This is a genomic window from Sphingobacterium shayense, from assembly GCF_013179575.1.
Taxonomy (GTDB): Bacteria; Bacteroidota; Bacteroidia; order Sphingobacteriales; family Sphingobacteriaceae; genus Sphingobacterium; species Sphingobacterium shayense.
The window spans coordinates 18,025-38,187 of record NZ_JABMCQ010000021.1 but is presented as its reverse complement, the minus strand read 5'-3'; the positions used below and the strand labels follow the sequence as shown (position 1 = coordinate 38,187).

General features: G+C 41.8%; 23 protein-coding genes. 5 read left to right on the top strand and 18 right to left on the bottom strand.

Annotated elements, in window-relative coordinates:
• Positions 1 to 161 precede the first annotated feature (161 nt).
• The 12 genes from HP439_RS04630 to HP439_RS04575 all read right to left on the bottom strand — a co-directional run bounded on the left by HP439_RS04630 (position 162) and on the right by HP439_RS04575 (position 9,429).
• Entirely contained in the window at positions 162 to 854 is a 693-nt protein-coding gene (locus HP439_RS04630) for a hypothetical protein (protein ID WP_172389179.1), read from the bottom strand.
• Between the two features lie 39 nt (positions 855 to 893).
• Positions 894 to 1,559, bottom strand: coding sequence for a hypothetical protein (locus tag HP439_RS04625; RefSeq protein ID WP_172389178.1), 666 nt, complete (start codon positions 1,557 to 1,559; stop codon positions 894 to 896).
• Between the two features lie 16 nt (positions 1,560 to 1,575).
• Positions 1,576 to 2,256 carry a hypothetical protein gene (locus HP439_RS04620; RefSeq protein ID WP_246229233.1) on the bottom strand — a complete coding sequence of 227 codons (681 nt, stop codon included), beginning with the start codon at positions 2,254 to 2,256 and terminating at the stop codon, positions 1,576 to 1,578.
• Complete coding sequence (locus tag HP439_RS04615) at positions 2,246 to 4,747, bottom strand: TraG family conjugative transposon ATPase (protein ID WP_172389177.1); 2,502 nt, start codon at positions 4,745 to 4,747, stop codon at positions 2,246 to 2,248. The genes HP439_RS04620 and HP439_RS04615 overlap by 11 nt, the downstream gene beginning before the upstream one ends.
• Entirely contained in the window at positions 4,698 to 5,048 is a 351-nt protein-coding gene (locus tag HP439_RS04610; protein ID WP_172389176.1) for a hypothetical protein, read from the bottom strand. The genes HP439_RS04615 and HP439_RS04610 overlap by 50 nt, the downstream gene beginning before the upstream one ends.
• A complete protein-coding gene (locus HP439_RS04605) occupies positions 5,048 to 5,356 on the bottom strand; it encodes a DUF4134 domain-containing protein (RefSeq protein WP_172389175.1) in 309 nt (102 codons plus the stop codon). The genes HP439_RS04610 and HP439_RS04605 overlap by 1 nt, the downstream gene beginning before the upstream one ends.
• 40 nt (positions 5,357 to 5,396) lie before the next feature.
• The gene (locus HP439_RS04600) at positions 5,397 to 5,699 is read right to left on the bottom strand and encodes a DUF4134 family protein (protein WP_172389174.1); all 303 of its coding nucleotides are present in this window, start codon (positions 5,697 to 5,699) and stop codon (positions 5,397 to 5,399) included.
• Complete coding sequence (locus tag HP439_RS04595; RefSeq protein WP_172389173.1) at positions 5,659 to 6,180, bottom strand: hypothetical protein; 522 nt, start codon at positions 6,178 to 6,180, stop codon at positions 5,659 to 5,661. Before HP439_RS04595 ends, HP439_RS04600 begins: the two co-directional genes overlap by 41 nt.
• 119 nt (positions 6,181 to 6,299) lie before the next feature.
• Positions 6,300 to 6,917, bottom strand: a complete 618-nt coding sequence (locus HP439_RS04590) for a ParA family protein (protein WP_172389172.1) — start codon at positions 6,915 to 6,917, stop codon at positions 6,300 to 6,302.
• A gap of 13 nt (positions 6,918 to 6,930) precedes the next feature.
• Positions 6,931 to 8,022, bottom strand: coding sequence for a relaxase/mobilization nuclease domain-containing protein (locus tag HP439_RS04585; protein WP_172389171.1), 1,092 nt, complete (start codon positions 8,020 to 8,022; stop codon positions 6,931 to 6,933).
• Positions 8,019 to 8,414, bottom strand: coding sequence for a hypothetical protein (locus tag HP439_RS04580; protein WP_172389170.1), 396 nt, complete (start codon positions 8,412 to 8,414; stop codon positions 8,019 to 8,021). The genes HP439_RS04585 and HP439_RS04580 overlap by 4 nt, the downstream gene beginning before the upstream one ends.
• A gap of 46 nt (positions 8,415 to 8,460) precedes the next feature.
• On the bottom strand, positions 8,461 to 9,429 hold the full coding sequence (locus HP439_RS04575) for a toprim domain-containing protein (RefSeq protein ID WP_172389169.1): 969 nt from the start codon (positions 9,427 to 9,429) through the stop codon (positions 8,461 to 8,463).
• Positions 9,430 to 10,169: 740 nt separating this feature from the next.
• Here HP439_RS04575 and HP439_RS04570 point away from each other — a divergent pair.
• The 5 genes from HP439_RS04570 to HP439_RS04550 all read left to right on the top strand — a co-directional run bounded on the left by HP439_RS04570 (position 10,170) and on the right by HP439_RS04550 (position 13,235).
• Complete coding sequence (locus tag HP439_RS04570) at positions 10,170 to 10,802, top strand: hypothetical protein (protein WP_172389168.1); 633 nt, start codon at positions 10,170 to 10,172, stop codon at positions 10,800 to 10,802.
• A 253-nt stretch (positions 10,803 to 11,055) separates the two neighbouring features.
• Positions 11,056 to 11,574, top strand: coding sequence for a hypothetical protein (locus HP439_RS04565; RefSeq protein WP_172389167.1), 519 nt, complete (start codon positions 11,056 to 11,058; stop codon positions 11,572 to 11,574).
• A gap of 60 nt (positions 11,575 to 11,634) precedes the next feature.
• Entirely contained in the window at positions 11,635 to 12,045 is a 411-nt protein-coding gene (locus HP439_RS04560) for a PD-(D/E)XK nuclease domain-containing protein (RefSeq protein WP_172389180.1), read from the top strand.
• 90 nt (positions 12,046 to 12,135) lie between these two features.
• A complete protein-coding gene (locus HP439_RS04555; protein WP_172389166.1) occupies positions 12,136 to 12,330 on the top strand; it encodes an integrase core domain-containing protein in 195 nt (64 codons plus the stop codon).
• A 383-nt stretch (positions 12,331 to 12,713) separates the two neighbouring features.
• Complete coding sequence (locus HP439_RS04550; RefSeq protein WP_172389165.1) at positions 12,714 to 13,235, top strand: hypothetical protein; 522 nt, start codon at positions 12,714 to 12,716, stop codon at positions 13,233 to 13,235.
• Positions 13,236 to 13,419: 184 nt separating this feature from the next.
• Here HP439_RS04550 and HP439_RS04545 read toward each other — a convergent pair whose 3' ends face one another.
• From HP439_RS04545 to HP439_RS04520, 6 genes are all read right to left on the bottom strand, one after another.
• Positions 13,420 to 14,382, bottom strand: a complete 963-nt coding sequence (locus HP439_RS04545; protein ID WP_172389164.1) for a restriction endonuclease PLD domain-containing protein — start codon at positions 14,380 to 14,382, stop codon at positions 13,420 to 13,422.
• Between the two features lies 1 nt (position 14,383).
• Entirely contained in the window at positions 14,384 to 15,478 is a 1,095-nt protein-coding gene (locus HP439_RS04540) for a DNA cytosine methyltransferase (protein ID WP_172389163.1), read from the bottom strand.
• A gap of 1 nt (position 15,479) precedes the next feature.
• Positions 15,480 to 17,066: a PDDEXK family nuclease gene (locus HP439_RS04535; protein ID WP_172389162.1), complete on the bottom strand. Its 1,587-nt coding sequence runs from the start codon at positions 17,064 to 17,066 to the stop codon at positions 15,480 to 15,482.
• A gap of 589 nt (positions 17,067 to 17,655) precedes the next feature.
• Positions 17,656 to 18,147, bottom strand: a complete 492-nt coding sequence (locus HP439_RS04530; protein WP_172389161.1) for a HEPN domain-containing protein — start codon at positions 18,145 to 18,147, stop codon at positions 17,656 to 17,658.
• On the bottom strand, positions 18,140 to 19,276 hold the full coding sequence (locus tag HP439_RS04525) for a DUF262 domain-containing protein (RefSeq protein ID WP_172389160.1): 1,137 nt from the start codon (positions 19,274 to 19,276) through the stop codon (positions 18,140 to 18,142). The genes HP439_RS04530 and HP439_RS04525 overlap by 8 nt, the downstream gene beginning before the upstream one ends.
• Before the next feature lie 175 nt (positions 19,277 to 19,451).
• Entirely contained in the window at positions 19,452 to 19,937 is a 486-nt protein-coding gene (locus HP439_RS04520) for a hypothetical protein (RefSeq protein ID WP_172389159.1), read from the bottom strand.
• Positions 19,938 to 20,163: the final 226 nt, after the last annotated feature.

The window sequence follows — 20,163 nt, the reverse complement described above, 5'->3', positions numbered from 1 at the left end:
CCAGCTTTTAAAGACCATGCGCTCGTGCTGGTTAACAATATGTTTATCCGTCTGTCTTTTTATATTCTGGCCGCTGGCTGGTGGGATCGCTAACAATAAAAGTAGGCTCATTAGGGTTGCCGGTAGCTTTAGGTATGCTATGGAGTTCATGTTAATTGTTTTTAGGGCTTTAATATTTTATAATCTTGCAGGATCTGATCCACCAGCCGCCTGTCTTTATTGATGAAATCTTTGAAAGGATTTGCGGATTGCAGCACGCCGTTGATCTTGGCGTAATACATAGATCGGCGCATAGAATAAAGCAGGGCGCGTATTACTTTTAGCTCCAGAATGATCTTTCGCAGCAGCTGGTCGCGTTTACTGTAATCCATGAGCACGTTCCCGCCTTCCTTGAGTACAAAGGCCGATACTTCACTCGCTAGGTTCATCCCGCGATCTTTTAGCTGGCGGGCAGCGCCTTCAGCGAACAGCAGGAGCCAGGGCTCATGCTTTGCCTCATCCAGCATGCCGGCGCTCTGGAGAATAATTTCAGTAATCAGCCGGCTGACATGCTTCACCGCTCGTCCTGTTTTTTGCAGCCCGTTTACCTGAGACAGACTACGGTGCACCATCTTTTTTGTTAGCTGCATGGCCGAGAGATTCAGATTGATCTCATCGATGTTCTTTTGGATGCTGCCCAGCATGTCGTTGTGCTTTACTTCAGACGCTAAGCGGACAGCGCCGTTTTCATTCACGATGGCTAAATGCTTCGCATCGATAATAATGGTCACGTAACTCTGGCTGTATCCGCGCGTAAGCGTGCATAGACAAATAAGTAGTAAGATGGCGGGCCGGGTGAGAAGAACTGTTTTCATGGGATCCTGAGAATGATTTATGGTAAAGGTCACCGGAGGTTACTCTTTTTCCCGCTGTAGCACCTGGTCAGCAATAGGGATATCGATATTGATAAATTCGCCAAATGAGGAGCTATTTTGATCCTTTTTATAAACGGAAGCTTCCATTGTCTTTGCAAGCGTTCGGATGCTGGCCGCAAGCGCCCGCAGCTCGTTCACGGCGTAGCTATAGAGAATCCGGCGGTCACTGTCTTTCATCTGGTTAAGATCGCCTGCTGAGATAAATAGTCCGAGCAGGAAGCGGGTGAGCAAACTGGCCTGAACACCAATTTCCTTCTGGGCAGTAAGCGCAATAATGAGCAGCTCGGGATGCGCTGCGGCAAGGTCAATAACCCGCTGCTGCTGCCGAGCAATATCGCGGGCGATGGGGGCAGATTCCAGCCCCAGACTTAATACCTGGAGCGCTTGTTGGAGCGTTTTAAAGCGGGACTCCAGCAGTGTGTAGCCGGCTTTAAGGTCCGCCGTTTTATGGCTGTTGACCTCTTCCTGGGCTGAGGTTACCGCCTGTTTATTGCGCGCTGTAACCTGACGAGTATGTTCATCCTTGCTGTGTTCCACCAGCTGATGGAGCAGCTCTGCATTGAGCTGCGCGTAAAGGGAGCAGGCGGGGTAGCATAACGCAGCCAGCGCCAGCAGTAGCCAGCAATATAAAAGTCTATTTTTCATGATCGTTTTTTAGGGGTTAGTGTTTTAGGAGTTTTGATCGGCGGATCACATCATCGGCGATCTTTTTATCAATATTGATAAATCCTGCATAAGGATTCAGCGAATTTAGTATTCCGCGCTGCTGCGCCCAGAACATGGTGCGGTACATGCCGTACACGATACCGCGCAGCAGGGTGAGCTCGCTTAAGATGTGATTTAACAGCTTGGCCCGCTCGCCGGCATCCATCAGATTCTCTTTGCCGCCTTTCAGCACAAAGCTGCTGACCTGAGAGGCAAGCGCTGTGGCGCGGGTTTTAAACTCGCGTGCTCCGGACTCGGCGAAGAGCAGCAGCGCGGGATTCTCGCCCGCCAGGTTCATTACTTTGCTGATGTCGCGGCTGATGCCGAGCGTCACCTGGGCAATCTCTTTCACCGAAAGCAGCGAACGCACGGCACCGGATACTTCGCTGAGCCCCTGGTAGATCTTTTTCTGCAGCGAATTAATCACGACCAGCTGCCCGGTCACCGCCAATTGTCCGCGCTGAATAAGGGTGAGCTTATCGTTTACATCCGAGAGCTGGCTGTTCATAATCCCCGCATGTACGCCCGTAGCTGCCGCCACGGCCGGATCGATATACACTTGCGCTATACTCTGGAGACCGCATGCGTTTAAGATCAAAAAGAGTATGCTCGAAAATTTAAATCGGCTATTTCTCATGGCTGGATTCGGCTAGTTCTGGGATGGGCGTTAATGGTTCCTGGTTATTTACTTTTTTTACAAACTGATCCAGCGGGAGTGCGGAGGCCTGCATGTCGGCAATAAAGGCTTCTAAGCCGAGTTTATAATTGCCGTAAGCCGAGGTGTATTTTTCCACGGCATTCTTTTCTGGCTTTTCGGTCGTGAATGCGAGGTATTGCGTGAGGCTCACTTCTACGCCATAGACTTCTCCCTTGGTTCCCCTGCGGATATAGACTTCCTTGAAGCGTCCTCTTGCTGTTTTATTTTCCAGCTTTCCGATGGTGAAAATCTTGCGCTGCTCCTCGGTTTTGATCGAGAGCAGGCCTGCGATCTGCTGGTAGTTATCTTTGAACTTGCTCTGATCAAGAAGGCATACGGTGTCGGAGTTACTGATGATGGAATCTTTAACGGTGGCGTTACCCAGGATATCGCCCAGTTCCTGGGTGACAACGATTGCCTCGCCCCAGAATTTACGGGCTGTCTTGTAAAGGTAAAGGAGCTGACCTGCCATCAGGGGTGAGGCTATCGCTTTCCAGGCTTCTTCCACGATGAAAGCTTTTCTTCGGTCCAGACGCTGCCGCATTTTCTGCATTACTACGTCGAGCATCACCAGGGTGACAATGGGAAACAGGATCGGGTGATTTGCTACATTGTCGATTTCAAAGACAATGAACCGCTCTTTTAAAAGCGAGGAAACGGTGTCTTCATTTAGGATCGTCTGAAACTCTCCGCCGCGGTAGAATTTCTTGAGCAGAAAGCGAAAATCATTCAGGGCAAAGGCTACGCCTTCCTCTTCCATGATCTCAGGAATACGCTCCAGGGCATGCTCGTAGAAGGAGTTAAAGCATAATTTGATCTGCGCGGTGTTTGGATTTTCCAGGTGCTGGAAATATGTTTTGTAGTAGCTGTTGGTGACGCTGGAGATAATATCGCGCTCGATGGGAGCGACCTCTCCGTCGGCGCCTTTCCAGAGCACGCTGATCAGGGTGACCAGGTAATTCTGCTTTTCGATGTTGTCTTCGTTTTTACCGATGGTGAAGGGGTTCATGGTGATAGGACTGCTGTCTGTCCAGCTCACGTACCGTCCGCCAAAATAAGCGCACAGGCCCGAATAGGAGTGGCCGGTATCCACGATCACCACGTCCATATTGTAGAGCATGTACTGCTGAATCAGTGCGTTCATAAAAAAGCTTTTTCCCGAGCCCGATGGTCCCAGCACGAATTTATTTCGGTTATTGATCCGTCCGGTCTGCATGGGTAGATCCGCCGGGTCAATGCCTATAGGTATTCCCTGCCGGTCGGTGAAGTGGATTAAAAACTCCGAAGGGTCCGAAACGGGCAGGGACTCTTTAAAGAACAGGCAGAGCGCAGCATCGGCGGTGGTTAAAAACCAGTCGTAGGTTTTTAGCTCTACGGCATTTCCGGGCAGGTTGGTGCGAAACAGTTCGAGCTGGTTGTAGGCACTTCGGCAGGGGATGATGCCCCGGCGGAAGAGTGACGCCTCAATAAAATTGGCGGCGCTATCGATATGCTCTTTTTCGGCGCTCAGGACGATCCCAAAATGGGCGCGGACAATCAGCTGATTATCGCGGGCTACGCCGGCCAGCAAGCTGTCAATATCCTCTACGCAAGCTAGATTCGCATGATCGGGAACGCCAGAATGGCGCTTTGCTTTGAGCTGCAGCTTACTGATAGTAGCGCGCTGGGAGGGAATCTCGATGAGCTGGTTATAAATAATTGTCCGGTGACCGGGCACCTGCAGCAGAAAGGAGAGGTTGTCCACCGGGAAGTCACTGATCTGCGCGCCCAGGGCGTCACTTCGATAGGGAGCAACCTGATCAGGCAGCTCGAAACTGTCGGTGTCGACAAGCGAGAGGCAGCGCAGGGGCTGCTCACCGATTTCGATCTGCCGGTTATCTACGCGCATATTATCCAGCACCGGATGCGGGCTCACAAAGTCCATCGCGAGCACCCTGTTGATAAGCCGCTCGATCTGGGCTTTTTCCAGTATCCGAGGATGTAAACCTCCGCCAACAAGTAGCTCGTACGCTTTTGTTACCGCCAGGGTGAAGCTGGCCAGTTGCTTTTCACTAAAAGAATAAAACAATCCTTTTTTGACCTGCCGGGTGATGGTAAGATACGTCTTTACATCGGTATAGATGCGGCCGCGAAAATGCTGCTGGTATTTCTGCTGCAGGTATTCTTCCGATTCCGCTGGCCTGTAGTTTCTGCGGACAAAGACGTCCTGCTTTTGGATGATGTAACCCTCGCCGAGGGTTTTGATTACATTGAGCAAAAGATGCTGAAAACTAAGGTAGCTCTGGGTGTCAGCTTCATACTGCAGGGCGGGGTTGGTGATCGCGATGATAACGGACATCTCCCCACCGGTGCCTGTTATGATGGAGAGGCCCTGGTGCGCATCAATCCCCGCGTAGGGGAGCGAGAACAGGTTTTTGTTTTGTTTTTTCATGGGATTGGTTGTTAAGCCGGTGTAGGGAGAGATTTGCCGGATGGACGAAGATTCCGTGGTGGCGGGTTTTAGCGTGCAGACCGCCTTTTTGCTTAAAAAAGGTGTAGCTAAGGCCGGCCGCTACGACGCTCAGTAGAACCAGTGCGCCTAAATACATATTGGTAATCGCGCCGATGAGCCCGCCCAGAGCAATCCCGCCGATGATGGAACCGATTCCCCAGAAGATAAACTTTCCGGCAAATCCCTTGTAGACAAGTGGCCTCTGGAGACCCTTATAGACCCGGTAAGACGGCCCGCTCATTAGACAGCAAAAAATCCTTTAATCACTACGCTCACCAGGACCAGGAAAAGGCAGGAACCTCCCCAGCCCATGAGTTCCTTGTTGATGTCCTGATCACCCGAGTTCCATTTGACAAACACGCGCACCCCGCCGATGAGCCCAACGACGGCGCCGATCACAAGAATAAGGCTGGTCATCGGATCAATATATCCGGTGAGCGCCGATGAGGCGGCATCAATGCCGGTGGTACCGCCCTGCGCGTAAATAGCATGATTTAAACTAAAAGAAAATACGGTAGCGCTGAGCGCTTTTTTGAAAATTGTTTTCATTGCTAAAATAGATTTAAAGTGAAAAAAATAAGTTGATTGGCTAAAGGTTATATAGTGCCCGAATGAACGCCGAGAGCAGCGAGAGAAAGATGCAGGAGCCGATCCATCCGGCAACCTGCGCATCGATGTGGTGGCGGCCGAGCTGCCAGTTGCTGAACACCCGCAGTCCGCCAAGAAGCCCGCAGACGGCTCCAATAACGAGCACCAGACTAGATAGGTGATCATACCAGCGGCTTATGTCTCTTGCGACCTGGCTAAATTCGGTGGTACCGGGCTGGCAGAATGCGGATAACCATACCGAATTAAGTAGCGCTAGAAGCAGTAGGAACTTGCAATTTTTCATGGGGAGCGTATTTGGCGTAAAGTTTCTGAACGATCTCGACTTTCTGCTCTTCGATTTGCTCAAGCAGACCTTCTAGGCTCAGGGCACCGGTGAAATCAGTGATCCCTGAGGCGAGTGATAGGACCGCTTCCCCAGGATTGTCTTCAGCAGTATCTCCTCCATGGCTCTCCTGCTGATCCGGGTCATTTTCGTCCTCGTCTTCTTCGTTATCTTCGTCCTCCAGGGGATCTAGAAGCGGAAGATCATCTTCCCAGCTTCTAGCGGCGGAAGGCGGAGTCTGCGGCGGAGTCGAAATAACTGGTTCTACCGGACTTGCTATAACCGAGACGTCCTGCGGAGGCTGCTCGACAAAGGATAGAACAAGGGGCTGCTCTGTATTTGATTTGTAGGCTCCCTGGCGCAAATGATCTATCGCAATTAAAATGGCGTAGTAGACCCCATACAGGAGACCGAGTATTTGAAGAAATTCTGTCCAGCTCATAGGTTGTCGTTTTAATAGGGTGTGGTGAAATAAGTCTCCAAAATAAAATTGGTCGTGGGGAAAAGCGGCTCTCGTGGAGAACGAACCAAGTTTATATTTCTGGTTAACAATAAAAGTCGCTACACGCTGTGCTGCTTGATAAAGCTTAGTGCAGCGCTGGCGTACTTTTTAATGGATTTGGAATTACAAAAAAACTCCAGCTGTTCAAACAGCGCAGTATCAAGGATGGAAGGCGCTATCTCTCCGTGCCCGCTAAGAATAGATTCGATGTCCCGGATCAGCCCTGTTTCTGCCTGAATTTTTATTCTGTTAGGAACAAAGAGGGTAACCGCATTTATCTTTTTCAGACTTAGTAGCATAGCAAAAGCAAGTGTCGCCTCCAAGGTTAGTTCATCAGTTCGGTAGGGACAGACCAGGAGATCTGCTAACTGCAGGGCGCGAAGGTACTGCTCCGTTAGCGCGTAGTCAAGGTCCACAAGAACCACATCGAAGATTTGTTTTTTGAGCTCCTTTCTTGCTTCAACGATATCCTCCATTCTGGAAGCCAGTACTGGGAAGCTACGCTCGTCACGTCCAAAATCGGGATGACGCTTCGCTTTTCTAGAAAGTGCGTGGTTTTTATCGATGTCCAGAATACAGACCTTCTTTTTAAACACTTGAAAAAGGTAGTTTGCATATAAAAGGGTGAGGGTACTTTTGCCTGTTCCTCCTTTTGGACTGGTAAAAATGATAAGCATAACGGGCTGGGTTTTAACGCTGAGGATCCTGCTGCCCAGCCGGTTTCCCAGATGGGGTTGTATGGTTCATAGGACAGTCAGTTTCCCGGGTAGGGGATATCGGTTCCAGATTTCTAGCGGGATCAGTTGGCTCAAACTCGCTGCTTTTGCTTCTATAAAGCTGCTCTTTGGTGAATTCTGCTAGGGGCATGAGCTGCTCGCCATTATAGATATGTTTATGCTTTCTGTCGATAATCATATAGTCGTGCGGAAGCTCACTGTAGCTGTTTTCAAAGATGATCTTAATATCCAGCTGCTGCTCGAGCAGTTGTATCATCTTAGAATCCCAGCCTGTGAATCTAGTAGCCCAGCGGCCATGCATGTAGCGATTTAGCTCATATAGGGCAGGGTTGACGCTGTTTTTGCTGCTTTCAAATAATGTCCGAATTTCGGTTAGGCGCGCGTCATCTGTGTGGTAGCGCGATGCTCGTTCTAGCACCTGCTCTAGGGGGACTGCCAGGCGAAGAACGTTCCCAAAATAAATGCGCAGCTCGCCGCTTTTATTGGTGAGATTATATCCCATCGTGTTCAAAAGTGTTTTGAACTGTTCGATGCTAATAAACCTATAGCTCATCGCTTCTTCGAAAGCTTTTTTTGTGTTAGCATCTAGGTCGATTCCTAAAATCTTGTTCATCGCCTCCCGTCCACGGCGAACATCCAGCTGGCTGGGGATTAGCTTTCCGGATGAGGTAATCCGGCTAGAGACGATATGGACGTGCGGATTTGGGGTATCGTAATGGCCGAAGATGAGATAGGGTTGCCCCTTGTAGCCCATTTCCCAAAGCCAACGCTCGGCGACCTTAGCGAGCGATTTTGTAGATATTGACTTTTCTCTTGTTCCGATGGCAGCGTGAAACTGCCGGCAAAGAAGGTCTTTGTTTGATCTGGTAATTGCCTGCAGGTAATTTTTGAAATCATCTGCGCTCGGGTTTTCTCGGCAGGCAAGTGCATCGAAGTTGGCTTTGCTAAGAAGTTCCGCATCACCAGAAGAGACCTTACGCATGTTGTAATTTACGCCTTTAAAGGTGGCATTGTGCTTAAAAATACTGAGTGAGATAGCCGTCATATTTTTTTAATTAGTCCCAGCATTGCTGTGGTGCATTCTTCGATTCTCGATCTGCAATCGTCAACGGCACCGGTTATTTTTCCACGCTCTTGAAGGATCGTGTCAGCCGAGTTATTGGATGTACTTATATCTTCTAGAAGTCTGTTTAGGGTGTCATTACTATCCTTAAGCGCTAATCCAAGTCTATCCAGAGACTCCATAGTTATTCTGGTGTTTAGCACAACAGGCTTGGTGTTAAATAATATTCGCCGGTAAACCTGCGGGAATGAACATTCCCAAAGTGCTTGCAGGCGAAGTAATTCCTCGTATTCCTGTTTTGTAAGATTTACGGTTGTTCGAAAGTTACGATGGTTCGAGTTTTGTCTGATTGGTGTTTTTACTTCTTTATTCATCGTTTAATAGTTAGTTGCGGGAGCGAATTATTTATATCGGGTTTAGTTAACGGCCTATTTCGGGTGTCTGCATCTGACTTTTTTCATTATCATATTCAATGTTTAAGGTATCTTTCAGATAATCGTTGTAATCCTTAAAATCTCTGTATAAATGCGATCTGTCTTTTGTCTGGGGCAGTGCTTCTTGCAACATGTTTGTGGCGGCCTTTCCCGCGGTATCGTTATCAAAGTACACGTCGATATTGGGCACATTCTTTACGCGATCGATTGCCCGCTGGAGAAGGACTACTGAATTCAGCACGATCGCTGTAGGCCTGGTTTTGGGCTCGGTCAAGGTGAGCCAGCTTAAGTAATCCATGTATCCCTCAAACAGAACTGCGCGGCTCGTATCTCCGCTTACTATCGAAATTCCTTTTTGCCCAATACTGCTTTTAAATCCTTTGGCTGTTGCAAACTCCCAGCCCTCATGTTCATTCTTCCATCCGAGCGCGTAGTAGGGTTTCTTTTGATCCGGTGTGTTCCTGTTCCAGTAGTATATTTCTTGCAGCTCACCCGCGGCTATTTGATAAATCCCGCGGGATTTTAAATACCCGGTTAATGCAGGGTGGGAGCCAACGGGTTTGATTTCCTGGAGCTCAAAGGCATAACCTTCGTGCCGTTTAGGGATCGTCTTGATCTCTTTCAGCTGGTCAGCGTTTAAAGTGGGGAGATTGATGTTCATCGTTTTGGAAATATTCGCTAGCAGTTCTTTAAAATCCTGTCCCGGCCAATAGGCACCAGCCAGCTGAATAATCCCACCCCCTGATATCCCGGCCGCGCCAGGTCCTCCAAAGTCAATCCATTTACCGCCAGCATCCCAAAGGGCAAATGACGGGGTGTTGCCTGGGGTATCGCGAATCATACTGTGGTAGAAATACTCTTTTCCTGATTTGTGCTGGGGGTAGTGACCAAGCCTAGCAAGGAAGTCAGCGATTGATATATTCTCTAATTCGTTTAAATCTAGTTGTGTTTGCATAGCTTTTTTGTTTTTAGTGGATAGGGGAGCTCGTTTGTTTGGAGTTATATCACGATTCAGTGTAGAACCGGTAATGGGTATCGAGCCCAAATTGATTCGCTCTTACCGGTTATGTTTTGGTTCGGGACTACTCACGTCAGTCTGTACAGACCGGGCTTACGCCTGCCAATGCGCTTTCAGTATCTTGGTGCGACTCTCAAAAAAGAGTTACCTCACTTTCGCAAAATTTCCAGTTTATGACTGGATAATGTTTTGTCCCTATATTTCAAAGATCGGTCGGGCTCTCTTTACCTCGCGGCGAGCTCCTTAGTTAATTTCTATTTACAGCGTTTTTGATGTGGATAATGGCTTTGTGATTTTCCACAATGGGCTGCTTAATAGATTGATACAAAACAAATGGATTAAGGAATGTGAAAACAGTGTAAGGGGTGTACGGATTGTTTACACCCCCTTTGGTTTTTTGGAAAAAAGGGTTTAAAGCATACGTAGGAGTGTGATCTAAGGCTTTTGGAAGATTGAATTTTTCTTAATAAAAGAGTGGCGTATTCGATGTTTTTCGTCTTTAAAATAAAAATTTTATGGCACTCCGGCCCATATAAATAGGCTTCATAGATCGAAGATATTTTGGATTTGAGGCTATATTTTACATTAGAAAGGGTATCTAGGTTTGAAGACTTGCTTTGCACAAAGGTTTTTAGTAGATTTATATAAAACGAGTTATTAATTGTCAGATAATAATTATGAGTAATGAAGAGAATGTCTTTAAAGACCAAGGAGAACTAGTCAACCAAGGAAATCGATCGCCCAAATCTAGGAATAATGCGGTTAATTTAGTACACCGGGGTATTTTTACAGAAAATGATCTAGAACATATTTCAAGAAATATATCCGTAGTTAACTTGGAGTTAAATACATTAAATTTAAGTAAGACTATTAATAACAGTCTTGATGAATTCAATTTTATAATCTCTTTGAGCCTCCATCATTCACTAATCTTTGAGCTTCTTAAAGGAATCGGTACTGATGTCACATGGGAAGCTATCAAACAGGTAGCTATTTTTATAAGAAATAAAATATCTGGAAAGAAAATTTTCAAAGTCACTTCGCGTGATAAGATTGAAAAGGAAATCACCTTCGGGATTAAAATGATTGTTGACAAAAATACTCAATTTAATTTTGAGCTAAAGGGTGACCTTGATGATAAAATTATAAATGAATCACTCGACAAAGTTCTAGATCATATAAAAAGTCAGAAAGTCAATTCTGAATATGTACATCCGGTATATTTAAAATATTCAGCGGCGACTAATAAATGGACTCCTGTCGATGTTCTCGAAGTGACTCGAAAGAAAAATCGGAAAAAGAAAAAATAATATACTATCATAGCTAACTTTCCACCACATTTTTAAGAGCAACACACAGTTCGAAGTGTATGATACCAAAAGAAGTACAAGTATTATTTGATTTGGTAGATTTTTTAGATCAGAACGAAAATGAGTATATTGAGAAGTATCTCCCTCTCTGCCAAGAAATGGAAAATTTAGTTGAGAAAAGGAATAGATAAAACCCGATAACAATTATAGGGATAAACAACAACATGATATTCTTCAATCTAGAATAGCACCGATGTCTGATCTGATATTGTCGTTCATTTATAATCCCGTTATAACAAAACTTAAAGAATTAGAAATTTGGTCGGGCGATCGAAGTTTTATAAGTATACGTAACAACATTTCCTCAGCGACATTTATATTAAAGAAGAGCTTTCCTGTCGATGATGTTTTGATGATAAAGTTATACGAACAAAGGTATTTGGACTTTAGAAAAGAAGCGAATTCGACTTTTCTGACTCTTCAGCTGGTTTTTTCAGATCTAGACGAAGGATTTAAAGAGTTATTTGATTTTTTTAGAGATACAGAGGAAAATGAGTTCGAGTCATTTAAGGTCAATACAATTAAATGTTCAAATATTGAAGAGACCTTAAAACTGTATCGGGAAAATTCAAAGAAAAACAATCGTTTTTCTTTGCCGTTTGGTGCCATGTTGGATTTCCCCCGTAAAAAGGAAGACTATGATACATATGATCCAGATTTCCTTGTGTTTTCGAAACTTCTTATTGAGTTGAAGGAATTGAACACGACTTAAAGCAAAGCTACAAATTCCTATGATGAGGCTCTACAAAGAGTTGCATCACTAAAACACGTTATTGAAAACAAAAACGGCAGTAATCTATTCAAGCTGCAAGAGAACCAAAATGAAGCTGTTTTTCAACAACTTTTTAAGTTCATTTGCGAAGGTTCAAGTTGGGATATAAATTCGGAGGTAAACAACGGACGAGGCCCTGTGGACTTTGTCGTATCAAGAAATGCAACGGACAAGACAATTATCGAATTTAAACTGGCCAAAAGCTCTTCGCTTAGACAAAATCTAGAGCATCAAGTTGAAGTTTATAAAAAAGCAAATAATACAAACGATGCAGTAATTGCTATTCTATACTTCAACGATAAAGTATATATACGCTGTACGAGAATACTTAAAGACTTACAGCTCGATAACAAAGAAAACGTAATTTTAGTTGACGGAAGGAAAAAAATATCAGCATCTATTGCAAAATAAAGATATTAATCGATAGTAGGGCGAATTGGCTTTGAAAGATGTGGCTTGACTAACACCTCCCTAATAACTTGATGGTGAAATTTCGGAGTGATGATGCCGTTCTTGAGAACACATAAAGATGCTTCCAAGAATATTGACAAGATCATCAGGATATATAACAGTCAACGTCCGCATGCCAGCTTAGATTTCCGAATGCCGGAAGGAGCGCATTCTTATAACGGCGAAATCAAAAAGCGATGGATGCGTTATCCAAGAAAGTTAACGTCTACTGAAAAAGTAATTTGAAAAGATATTTTAGATGAAAGAAGGAGATTGTATAATTGTGGATTTTCAGATGAACAGAAACTTCTATCAACCAGTTTTTGTTCATATTAAACGAAAAAAGAACAAGTACGACAAATTTTTATAGTTACCATAGAATAAATGCTTTCTGCTAATTGAATATTTTAGTTGATGTTACTCTCGAGCTTAAGTATAATTTCAAATTTAATATGAAGTTGAGATATGTAACGCCGTGCATTGGCGCCATCCACTTTTTATAGTGTCCATATTCTCAGGAGCATTAAAGAAAGTTAGATATTAATTCAGTGTATTTACTTTAAATTTTTGTATTTTCAAATTTGAAGTTTTAATAGATAGAATTTATTTTTAGACGCTACTAAATTTTTATGTTAAGAGAATTAATAGGTAGACCCTGCAATAAATATAAAATAGATTATAATGATTTTAGGCGATTGCAACAGATTGCGATAGAGCATCTTAATGTCCCGAACATGACTAAGCTGAGAGATCGATTTGAGGGACAGAAATACCTCGATGCATTTTTAACAAAATCTTTTGCTGAGCTCGCTCTGGAAAAGCTTATCGGAAAGAAGATAATATCATGGGAAGAGAAAGAATCGAAAAAGGGGTATAAACCTATTGTAACGATCGGAGGGGCGACTACCGAACTTATAATTGCAGATTTTGAGTCGTATCCTTTGGTTCCAAAAGGTTCATATGAAATAGGAGTCGTTGTTTTTGTGAATATTGAGATTCGTAATACATTAATGCTGGGCTATGCTACTAGAGAAGAATTAATAACCGGTGTCAGTGATTTAAATCTATCACCTATGTTCCGAAACGAGTATTTGGGACACTTAAAAAATTTTGATATTCTTAGACCGGTGGAAGTGTTGCTAGAAGTTTAGCTTTAGTAACTCAATTTTACTCAGAAATAATATAGTAAATTATGTATGTACTTGGTGAAAGTTGTGACATGTTGATATCTTGTTTTTTGAGCCCAGAGGACATCGTTTAGCAGTATAATTGAATCATTATTTGATGATTGTCGATATTTCGATTCGAATGATATAGTTTTATATATTCAGGAAACTAAACAGAAAAATCTAAATAGTAAGTCTCTTCGTCCAATTTATGAATATCTACATCAGTTCTACCGTAGCGTATTAGATGTTCTATTGTTACAAATTGCCCATTTTTTAAACCAAGTCTATAGCGAAAGTATTCGCCCATCAGGGAGTTGTTTAAAGTGGTGTGCAAGCCTTTTCCATTCGCTTGTGCTCTTACACAAATTAGATATTTGTCGTCGTCAGTAAGGAGAGTGAATGTATTCCTTATGTCGGGAAAAAAGCCCGATCGCCCTATATTGGCTGGTATATTGATATACGCTTGATTTTTTTCTCTCCCTGGTCTTTGACCCCAATTAAGTCCCGACCTAGCGGGTACTTCGTTTTTATCCGAGTGTAGTAGAGTAAGAGTCACCTTCTCTTCGAAACACGTTCGTGTTTTTATTTCTCTCTCGGGCTCCTTTTTAAAATCTAATAGGACTCGCTTCTGCTCGTAGAAATCAATGTAATTTATGATACGATCATCCGCGCAATTCATGGATTCATTCCTTAAGGTATCAAAATAGTCCAAGCCTAGTTTTGGATCTATGGAGCAAACCGTTTCTCTCATAGACGGACTGAATGCATTTTGTGTGAAGTTTGCAGATCCAGAGAAGCAACTAAAGGGCTCATCATCTTTCGTCCATAAATAAATTTTTGAATGTACAGGAGGTGAATTAATTATATAATTACATCGAAAATTCAAATCTGAGCTATTTTGTAGTTGGATGAGGGATTTATGGTTTGCTAATTCAAGGCCGTCTTTAGGCCCCATACCAATTATAAGTTCGGTAGCGAATTTTTTGTTTAAAGTATTTTTAATATAGTCTGCGTGTCTAGCAACCATATTTGCAGAAGCATATCCAGAAATAATTCGGATTTTATTAGCACCATTTTTTATCGGACCTACTAAAACTTGATCAAAAATTTCATTGAACTCAGTTATCATCTCAAATTTCTACAGCTTCTGGCGTCAATACTAACTGATCAGCTAGTCTTATGTTTGGCTCAACAAATGGGTACTCAATACCCGCAAAAGATTTTAGCACCGCTTCTACGATAATTTTTGCTCCTTGAGGTGGGACTGCCATTCCTATCTGTTTCCTTACGCTTTCTTTCGATCCGAGAAATTCAAAATCATCCGGAAACGTCTGGAGTCGCGCGCGTTCGCGGTTCGTTAATGCTCTGTTTTCTTCCCAGTGGTAGATATGAGTACCGCCGCCGCCGCTACCAGTTACCGTATAAGCTGGTTTGTTAGGATCAAGTCTTTTATATATTTGACTGATTTTCGCTCCTTTGACATTTAATCTAAGGTAATCAGGCATTGAAGCAGTAAACGCATTTTCGCCCGGTTTGATATATTTGAGACGTTCAATAACCGTTTCCGATTGTCTAGTTCGTTCGTTATTAAGCGCATTAACGGGAATGGGCGGATAAAGTATAGCCTCACGAGAAGTCACTATTTTACTATCAGGAATTATAGGGACTCTAAATCTAATATTTATATCATTTCTGATTCCGATGATAATAATCCGATGGCGAGCTTGAGGAATTCCGTACTGTTCAAATTTATAAAGATGAGGGACAACTGTATATCCTGCATTTTCCAGTTCGCTAATTATAGTTTTAAACGCATAGCCATCGTTTGAGTTTTTAAGGCCTCCGACATTCTCCGCTAAAAACCATTGAGGTTGAAGTTTTCTTAGAACATTTACGCCATATGAGTACAATGGTCCGTATACTCCATCTATACCTTTTTGTTCCCCCACTATACTAAAATCATTACACGGAAAACCGAAGGCAAGAGCGTCAATATCGGACAGTGTTGTTATATCCAATTTTCTAACGTCCTTACATATAACCGAATCTCTCGATGTGGGGCAGATATTGTGTTTGTACGTAGCGCATGTATCCTTATCAAAATCGTTTGCCCACTGATGGGAAATACTGAATTCTTCTACTCCATTATTCACCGATGCGCGCATTGCGCCCGAGGCAATTCCGCCTGGTCCAGAGAATAACTCCCCTAATCTAAAAATTGCCATATTATTGAAAATCTGATATGTGTAGCACCTTTGTGTATTTAAAAACGTCCCAAATTTCTCTTGTTTGGACATCATTTAACTGCGCGACTTCTATTAAAGTTTTCGCGTTTATTGCGGAAACAGGATATCCACTATCCTTATACAAAGTAAGTAATTTTGTTTGTATTTCTCCCCCTAATTCCCCTGTAATATATAAAATGAATCCTAGCCTAGCATCCTTTACCTCTTCAATAAGCTTGTAATTAGGTATGTAGTTACTGATCATTTTTGCATAGTCAGCTGAGGGTAGGGTATAAAAACTCGATGCTTTCGTGTCTGCGATTGCACATTCGTTCGTTTTAAAATTGCTGAGAATAATGTCAGAATATCCACCAACACCATTTTTATACCTGTTTCCTGTGTGTAAAGCTTTTATTCCTAACCGCTTTTCAAATAACTCAACAGTAGCCTTTTCAAATGCCCTAGCGGTTGCAACACCTCCCTTAGCCAATTCAAGATATTTGCTTTCAAAAAAAGTTAACGATTTTGGTAGGAGGGGCGAAATTACCCCCAGAGTCTGTTCTCGAGTAAATCCGAAGTCAGTTCGCATTTTTTTAATAAATTCTTCAGCATCATCAAGCATTATATTGTTTCCGATGTGTTCGTAAAACTGTGAGGAAATTATCGCTTCTCCCTTGGTAAGCTTTTTTCGTTCTATAGTAGGGGATGTGTCCTTTTTACGATCCCACGCGCCGTAAGTTCTCGTGAAATTTTCAGCTAGTCCACTAGAATAAGGAATGAAATTATTCGCATCGGCTATCCCAGCTTTTATAATTTCGCTAAATTCATTACTCATTACAATGTGCTTACTGCCGGGCATTTCATAAACTAAACTGGAGCAGACGAGATAATTTTTAAAAGTATTGGCTACATTCAATGCCTCGTCAAGTAACTTAGTGAAATTGGATTTGTCTGAAGCTTTCGGTGTATATAAATCTTTTTCAGGGTCGTCTATGAACTTTAGAAGATTAGCCCGGGATCCCAAAGCGGTGCGATAACTGTCAATTTTATCTAATATACGCCGCCCACAATTCAAATTATGTCCATACAGGACAAAAAATACTAATTCTTCAACAGTAAGGTAATTTATGTGTGAATCCTTAAGCATCTTTAAAACAAAAACAAAAGGCTTAATTTTTAGACCAGGATGAATTCTTACATTTCTCCCGCTACTATACACACTTGGATATTGATAATTCAACAATTGAACCTGTAAAACTTTTAGCGGTGTTTCGAAGTTTATTAGACTCTTTCCTGCCAACGTAAATCTGATTGATTTATCTGTCCTATATAATAAGCCAAGGCTTTCCAATTGGGAAATATAAGTGCGTGCGCCGCCACTTTTCGGATCTCTAATTTCATTTTGACCTTTGAGATTCCCCGAAGTGAGCATGCGACTAAATTCGTTTTGTGCTTCTTGGCTCCAATCGTTAAGGCTTAATTGATCTAATATTTGACATATCTGAGCCAATTTCCAGGGGTATATTTTACGAATATTCCTTGGAAACATCCAGCTTCTACGATTGTTGGGGTCAAATTCTATATTCATTATTTTGTAGATTTCAAAAGCTATTCAAGTTGATTGACTCTGATTCTGATCTAAGTTAAGAAATCTATATCATCTCGTAAAATTGATTGTTTGAAAGCCCTGAAAAAATCCAAACTTTGATAATAACTTTAAATATTTAAACATTCCAAAAACTGGAGCCTCATTTATTGTATCGCTAAAACAATCCCGCTTAGGCTGGGGAGCTATCGACATACTGCTAGCCGATCTCTGCGAGGGGTATTTACCTATTCCTGCTAAGTATGCGAAGGCAATGAAAATTACCAATTCAAATGGCCCCAGAAAACCCCTTTATAGATGTAGTTCGACAGATGGATTTTTGGTAAATGTTCTTCTGCTTGCGCAAGGAGCAAGTAAAGCAGGATACATCGTTTCAATAAGAGCAAACGTTGATGATATGGTCGAAATCAAGTTTACAAGTCCGACCGACATTTTACTGACAAAATTATAAACTGATCATATAGCACCTTATTACTTTGAAACAACTTTTCGTAGTTGTGTTGACGAGTATTCATTATAGTTGATTTATGTTTCATGGTTAAGTCGTGATTTAGTTTATTTGGAACCTTATCTAAACTAGGCACTTTTCTAAATAACTAATTATTTTTTTTGCGTCGTCAAAATAGTCTTTGACGTCACTGAAAGTAACAGTAGGGTTCCCGCCGTGCGCAAATTGGTTTCTAGCATTATTTAAGGATTTTATAGAAGTTTTTATTCTTGTGCAATCGGTATCGGAATGCAAATAACGTTTAAAGTCATCGTTCCATTGGTTATCGAATTTACTTAATGAACTGTAAATGTTGTTGAGATTCGGGTTAATCGAACTCTCCCTAAATGAGATGTTTACAAATCTTTTTATTTGCGAGCTTTGACCTGCACAACCGAAATCGGATATTAAAGTTTTGAACGCTTGCTCTAGTGTCCCACATGCTTTTATAATCGCATATTTTGTAAGAAAAGGAACAGCCGGGTTGGTATTCGTTAGGACTTCAATAATTCGTTCGATTCGTTCAAAATCGCTATCGCATTCATTTATAAGAGATTGAACGTTCCTGTTATTCATAGTCTAAATCGAATAATATTCTACAAGCTATTCTTATTCTCCCATTGATATGGTCAATATTAGTGGTTCTCGATGTTGAATATTCCTTATATTTATCGTTGTTTAAAAGCGATATATGTTTTTTTTGTAGACCTAAGGTAGGTATATCGCCAGCCAATTTTTCAATTGCAAAATTGGTCGCTATAGAAATAGAGTCAAAAATAGTAGGATTAAAACGCGACTGATAATGCCCTTCTGGAGAAATATTTCTAAACACATTATTTCCGATGTGTCGATGAAGGAATTCTATCACTTGTATAAATTCCGACCTTTTCTTGTTAATAAAGGCTTCCTGATTATGTTCCTTTTCTCCCATAAAGCTATTTAGGTATCCTTTTAGCGAAATTTGTCCTTTGTCCTGCTTTCTTAGATCCTGCCCCCCTAGAGCAAAAAAACGTAGAATAAACTCTAGATCAAGCATTCTTGGATCTTCGAGTTCTGTTCCATAAAGATTCCGCCAATTATAATATTGGTTTAATTGAAATAGTAACGTATTTAACTTTCCCTGATATACGCAATTTCGGATTTCTTGCGGCTTTAGCACCTTTCCACTTGTATTTATTCTTTCAAAGATCTGAAATAAGCTGGAATCACTGTCTTTTGGTTGTTTCTGTTCGAAAATGATGGCGTGTATAGTAGTCTGTCTAATTTTTTTTTGTTCGAATTCAGAAAGTTCATTAAACGATTTTCCTCTCCATCGATAGTTTATTTTATCAGTATTTGTTAATTTGAATGCTTTCCCGTCTTTTGAAAAAACACCCTTTTTGACGAAATCATAAACTGTCATTATTCTTTGATATCCGTCGATGATCAACTTATTGTTATCAGGTGTGTTTGCAAGGAAAATAGAAGGAATTGGTAATCCAAGTAATATCGATTCAATGAAGCGACTTGCTTCTGGTTTATCCCAAACATACTTTCTTTGGAGCTCCGGTTTCAAAAGTTCGTCGTCCTCATACATACTTATTAATTCTCGGAAAGACATGTCCGCTCCCCACGATGTAATATTGAACAAATCATCGTTTGATATCTCTAAATCATCTGTGTCAACTTGCTCAATATTGACGATGTTTTTTACTTCCTCCTCCATATATTTTTTTGTTAGAATAGTTCTTAGTTTAATAACCTTCTTATGACGCGTGGCCTTTAAACATATAATTTTGATAGCTAGATTACAGGAGACATTGTATTCAGATCAGAATTCTATCGTTGCATGCAACGAAATAGTATGAGTATACGTTAACTTTGTTTTCTTTATACTGTCTCTAAGTCGTGCCGTTCGCGTCTAATTTGATTTCTTTGTATATTTCTCTGAACGTGTTAGATACCTCGAGTCCCATACCCTCAATAAATCGAATAATTTCAATTGCTAGTAAATCTTTAACCTTTTTACTCGCGAGTCTGCTTATTTTCCCCTCCGCCATTCCGATCATATTTTCAACGTCACTCTGCTTTAGCATATATTTTTTTAAAAATTGTATCTCGTTTGGCAATTGAGAACTGCTCTCCAGAAGATTAGTTTTAATTCTTTCTGGAAAAATATTGTTTATAGCATTTTCAAACTCGCTATCATCAGCGTTAGTTAATTCTATGATAGCCAAAATTATCCTATAGAACTCTTCGGGGGAAAGTTTTGCTGTTTCTTTATTACATAAATCGTTCAGACGGGGTTTCTTAATTCTGGCTAATTGTCCGACCTTTGATTTTACAACACCTTTATCATCTAAATATTTGCCTAGTAATGTTGTCATTTTGACTTATTTTAATGACTTTTGATCTTTTTATTTGCGAAAGTCATTTATTTTAAATAATTTTGTTTGTATAATAATAGCGACTATAAGGAATGGTAAAAAAGCCAGTCCATAATGATGTCACTTACGCTCGAAAACCGTCAATTTTTTGCTACGTAAGTTGGCTCGGAGTTCGCTTTCCATTGAGTTTTGTATATTTGCAAATATTCAATGGGGCGGGCTTCAT